Source organism: Paraglaciecola sp., assembly GCF_030730205.1.
Lineage (GTDB): Bacteria > Pseudomonadota > Gammaproteobacteria > Enterobacterales > Alteromonadaceae > Paraglaciecola.
Window position 1 is genome coordinate 1 of record NZ_JANQVQ010000036.1, and the last position, 5,569, is coordinate 5,569.

4 protein-coding genes are annotated in these 5,569 nt (G+C 40.5%); all 4 read right to left on the reverse strand.

All coding sequences use genetic code 11. From position 1 onward, the window contains the following. Positions 1-203: 203 nt before the first annotated feature. Complete coding sequence (locus NWQ57_RS03655; RefSeq protein WP_306020706.1) at positions 204-890, reverse strand: response regulator; 687 nt, start codon at positions 888-890, stop codon at positions 204-206. A gap of 1 nt (position 891) precedes the next feature. Then, positions 892-2,292, reverse strand: coding sequence for an ATP-binding protein (locus NWQ57_RS03660; RefSeq protein WP_306020707.1), 1,401 nt, complete (start codon positions 2,290-2,292; stop codon positions 892-894). A 213-nt stretch (positions 2,293-2,505) separates the two neighbouring features. Further along, the gene (locus NWQ57_RS03665; RefSeq protein ID WP_306020708.1) at positions 2,506-3,045 is read right to left on the reverse strand and encodes a hypothetical protein; all 540 of its coding nucleotides are present in this window, start codon (positions 3,043-3,045) and stop codon (positions 2,506-2,508) included. A gap of 15 nt (positions 3,046-3,060) precedes the next feature. After that, positions 3,061-5,295, reverse strand: coding sequence for a YHYH protein (locus NWQ57_RS03670; RefSeq protein ID WP_306020709.1), 2,235 nt, complete (start codon positions 5,293-5,295; stop codon positions 3,061-3,063). Positions 5,296-5,569: the final 274 nt, after the last annotated feature.

Consider the following 5,569-nt stretch of genomic DNA (forward strand, 5'->3'; position numbering starts at 1 on the left):
TCCAAGAGGCAACACGGCGGCTTATTATCCTGAAACGAACGACCTTATTCCGCTGAGTAGCGTGGCAGACAAAAGCAATACGCCTGCCTATAAGTCGGTAGTGATTAGTTTAGTAAGAGCTAATACTGATTGAATACATCATTGACGGTTAGAGAACCAAAGGAGGGACTTTATTATCGTCAATGAAACGACGTTGCCATTACCTATAAAGGGGCCTGTCTAAATTTATAGCCAACACCATAAACAGAGATAATAGGATTTAATCCTGCCTCAATTTCACTTATTTTTTTGCGTATGTTTTTGATATGAGTGTCAATATTGCGGTCTGACATATCTAAGGATTGGTTATATATGTTATTAATAATATCTTCGCGGGTAAACACACGTCCAACTTGGCTGATAAAAAGAAGAAATATTTTAAATTCTATCGCCGTAAATCCAATATCATTACCCTTTAGAAAAGCAATGTAATCAGCTTTATGCAGCTCAAAACCAGAGTGATGAATAACCTGTGTTTTAGGGGGATCGATTCTTCTTAATACGGCCTGTATTCTCGCGATAACTTCTTTGGGGCTAAAGGGCTTACAGATATAGTCATCGGCCCCGAGGTTTAAACCCCGTAAGCGATCAATTTCTTCGCTTTTTGCCGTTAGCATAATAATCGGCACATTTGAAAATACTCTGATTTCTCGACAAAGGGTGATGCCGTCAACCTCTGGTAGCATTAGATCGAGTAGTATTAAGTCAAGGTGATGATGTTTTACATAGTCCACCACGCCCTTGCCATTATTAAAATACTCGGTGGCATAACCTTGTTGCTGGCAATAAGCGCTCAGAACTTCGGCAATGTTTTCTTGGTCTTCAACAATCAGTATTTTAACGCTTGTCATCTTATAAACTTATCACAGGCAGAGTGAATTTGACTGCTAAGCCACCTAAGGGTGAATCATGCAGTGAAATCTCCCCACCATGGGCTTCGACTATTTTTTTACATAAGGATAAACCCAGACCCGAGCCGCCATAATCTCTATTCCGAGATTTTTCTACCCGATAAAAACGTTCAAATAATTTAGCCTGATCTTGGGGTAAAACCCCTGGCGCTGAATCCTCTAAAATTAGCTCTAGCTTGTCATTCATTTTATTTATTTTTATGTTTACCTGACCGCCTTCATGGGTATATCGACAGGTATTTTCGAGTAAATTTGCAAATAACTGCTGTAGCCTGTCTTTATCGCCATTTACTGTGCATGGCTGTGCATTTTTTAAAGCGTCACTATTAACCCTTAGTTTGTGTTCTTGAAAGCGCGCAGTGTAGTTTTCAATTGTTTGTTGGAGTACTTGAATTACATCAACCTCATCGTATTGGTACTTCATATTAGCGCTGTCGCTGTTAGCTAATTGTGCAAGGTCGTCAACAATGTGATTCAAATTATCAACCTGATTAATCAATAAAGTAATACGCTTAGGGTCAGCGACAAAAACACCGTCTTGCACCGCTAATAGATGGGAGCGTAATACCGTTAGTGGGGTTCTTAATTCATGTGAGGTATCTGAAACCCATTGAAATCGCATTTGCTGATTTTGTTCAAGTGTACAAGCTAAGGCATTCACATTATGCGATAAGGTGCCCAACTCATCCTGAGTAAGGCTTGAAATCCTGCTGTCATAATGCCCTTTGTTTAATTCGTTGGTGGCGAAAACAAGCTGTTTTATGGGTTTAGTTAAATGCCTAGATAAAACTATAGCCATCATAAAGGCCAGTAAAATAACGCATAAGGTGATGATGAAATAGTTATGAAACTGGGCTGCTAAAAAGACATTGGCAGAGCTGTTTTCCACCAAACTAGTGGGTACTAAGCCTATCCAGCCAATCACATTATTATTGAATAAAATAGGCTCTATATGAGGGTTATCAATGACGTTCTCTCGACCGACGACCACGTTTTTATCGTGATCGTATAAGCTGATCCGCTTACCTGTTTGCAGTAGGTCTGCCGGAAGGTTTGACCATAATAAAGACGGTGCTTGTTGCTCGCTAATACTTTTCTCGTCATTGGCGCTAAGGTTAATGTCGCTTTTATTTTGTTGTATGCCCTTGGGGCCACTTGGATTCATTTTAGGATCAACGATAGAACGCCACAATTGAGAGCTGTGGCTAATAGGCTCCCAACTGCCTACTTCTGCGTACAGCTGCACCAATTGCTGCTTAACTTCTACCACCTGTTTTTGCTCTTCTTGTTCAACAAAGTGATTAAACTCAGCGGCAAAATTGCTGTAGATAAAAACAAACATTAATCCAACTAAGATAATGTTTGTGATGAAAAAAGCTAAAAAGAATTTATGTATTAACTTCACTGGTTCTCTGGTCGTTAAGAAGATAATTTTATGCTTATGCCGCAGTATTACATACTGAATCTATGCCTACAATTAAGGGATTTACCTATTTATCAGCGCTTATGGCTTACTAAAATTCCTCTTAAGTAAGCCTATTTCACTAACCAAGTTTTACAATTCAAAGTGGCCAACATCGCCAGCATTAAGCAGTATATATTGGGGTTTAACAATGCTGATATGTACCGTCCCTAAACTTTTATGAAATGAAATAGTGAGCTCGCTTACCTGAGCAAAGCTATGCCTAGCATGAAAAACAATTTCTTGGCCGTGCGCCATATTCTGCTCAGAGTCATTACTCTCACTGGCAAAAATAACAGCCTCAATACTGATAACCTTGTTATTTACCCTTAAGTGCATCTTTTGTTTAAGGGCGTTTTGTATAAATTCTTGTTGTTGGCTAAGGCTTAAATTTTGCGGCATGACGGTATCTATATCACCCAATAACCATGCTTGCTCACTTTGTAAAGCCCCTATCAAATGTTCAATATCAGTAAGTATTTTTATTTCAATTTGCCCATCGCGCAAAATAACTTGCGCACTGGTTTCTGTTAATACATGGGCATTCAACGAGGTAGCAATAGTCACCAAAGCCCAGACTAAAACCCCGGCTAATTTTGCCCATTTTAATTGTTTAAATACCCACATCATCATGACCAACTACCCCAGCTATTTGGCTTGTTTAATGGTGGCTCTGCAAATTAAGGTGTTGTCGGTTTCTAGATCGTCACCCCAGATAAACTTGGCATTTTTGTCCCAGTTTATTTCATCATAACCATCTTTGGGTCCGACCGAGGCAAAGCTATGCTCGGTAGCTTGTGGCCATGACGAGTCATCAAAATCACTTTGCATCCAATTTTCAGGGGCGTCTTTAGACATAAAAGTACAATAACCTTGACCGGCAATAGGGTTGGATTCTTTCTCACATAGCTTGTTAAGCGGCGCTTTATGTAACACCTCACACTTCCAGCTACTATCGCTTACTGATACCACCTTGTTAGTGTCGGTATCGGTTATTTGCATGATAAACCCACCGTCGCCCATTTGTTGATTTCTAGCGCCTATGTACTCTAAGCCTGAATCGTTTTGCTTAAAATCTTTGAGAATTAAATTAAGCTGAATAGGGTAATTGGCGGAAAACTCAATAGTCTCAGCATTAAACGAGCGCTCTGTGGTAATAGGTACTGAATCTTCGATTAATAACTCATCACCAACATAGGCGGCAAACCAGTTATCCGCCCATGCTTCTAGTTTTAAATGATGTTGACCTGAAATTTTGGGGTTAAGTTCATGTACGAGTGCAACCTTAGGATTAGGATTAGGATTAGGCTTAGGTTTGTTTGGTTGGGACTCTCTACAAAATGTGCCCGTGTCTACTTTGCCACCATTGCTAATGGTTTTTTGTTTAAAGTCGTAACAGCTATCACCCAGAGTTGAGGGGCGATAAGTTGTAAAATAGTCTTCACTTTTGTAGGTGTAACTCATAGTACGGCTGCCGTCTTTCGACACAGTATGCTTTAGGTTTTCTACCTCACCCTGTGGTGGTCTAAGATCGGCTCTTATACCTTGGCTATCACCACTTAAGGGAGAAACTCTAGGTAACTTGGCCGTATCAACCTCACCGACTAGGCATTGGATGATATAAGGAGGAGTAGCTGATGTTTGGTAACGATAACCAAAGGTCTCATCTGCTTGGCCATTGCACGCATCTAAATCACCTTCAGTGATCTCACTGCCATCTGGGTTTTTATCAGCATAAAGGGGGTAACCATCGTATGCCCAACCAATAATGGCTGCATCTTTTTGATTTTTCATGGTAGCGATCATGCAGGTAGGTGATACATGATAGTGATAGTCATCACCTCGTCCCGCATGGCCTCCACAGTTGTCTAGTTGTCCTAAAACTAAGGTGTCATGTTTTGCATCGTATTGACTCACATCCAGCTCGCCTTGGGATGAATAATCGTAAATAGGTACGCCATTTACCGCCACACCTACAGCGGCATCAATAGTGGTTAAGGTTTTAGCTTTTTTAGGATTAAGTTTAATCGGTGCAGCATAATCTTTTGCAGGTACTGGGATTTGCTCGTTAGTGCCGCTAATGCCAGTCATCATTTGATGATTTGGATAGGTTGAAGACGCGATATAAGCATAATTTTCATCACAAACAACCTTGACGCTTTGCTCAAAACCCGCTTCGCTTACCGATTGTTGAACCGTTCGACAACGAGCTGAATCAATATTGACCGACAAATCAGGTGGTATAAATGATGAAGAATTCGGTCCATGTTCAGAGCTAGGCTGTTCCTCTGGCTTAGCAGGCGGTCTGTTATCACTACCCTGTCTTTCGCTTCTTTTATTACTGCGTTCATAGCTAACGCTTAATTGTGCAGATCCCAGAGTAATATTCTGCATGGCAGCTAACAGTGTTGCTCTGTCTACTCTGGTATTTTCATTTAATACTACTGGCGCAGATAAAGCATAAAGGGTGTAGGTGTAGCTTTTCTCGCCTGGGCCTTTAGAACAAGGAGGAGCATAGGCCTTTAAATCATTAACACTGTTGGTGCCCAATAGGCCAAGTGTTTGACCACTGTTAACATGTGTTGCATCGCCACCTATGTTATACATCGTCCAATACCAATGCACCCCATCTGGTGCATTGTGATGCATAATTAAGGCATAGGACTGAGTGGATGGTGGCGCTCCACTCCAACTTAATGGCGGATTAACACTTTCCCCATCACAAGTATAAGTAACAGGTAAATTGCCACCATCCACCATATCTGAACTGGTTAAGACAAACTCATTAGCTTGCTGCTGAGATTTACCACTCTCATCATTACATGCACTTAGGGAAAAACCGCACACAACGATAAATATAATTAACCAGTTATTTTTTTTCATCTAGAGCCTCAGACGTTTCATTTAAATTTGAGAAATGACTAATGAGTAGCTTAACGGCCAAATGTGGAGCAAATATGTATTACGGTCATATAATTAGTTGTTGATTCTTTTAATATCGAAAAATAGGTTCAATACTTTGCTTGGTTTAAAGGTTTTTCTTTGTCAGGATAGAGCAAGTTACCATGTCAAAAAAGGAGTAAATTATGCCCCTCAATAAACCGGAAACTAGCCCTCATACCCCGCAGAATCCCGTCACCCTTAAACACCCATCTTG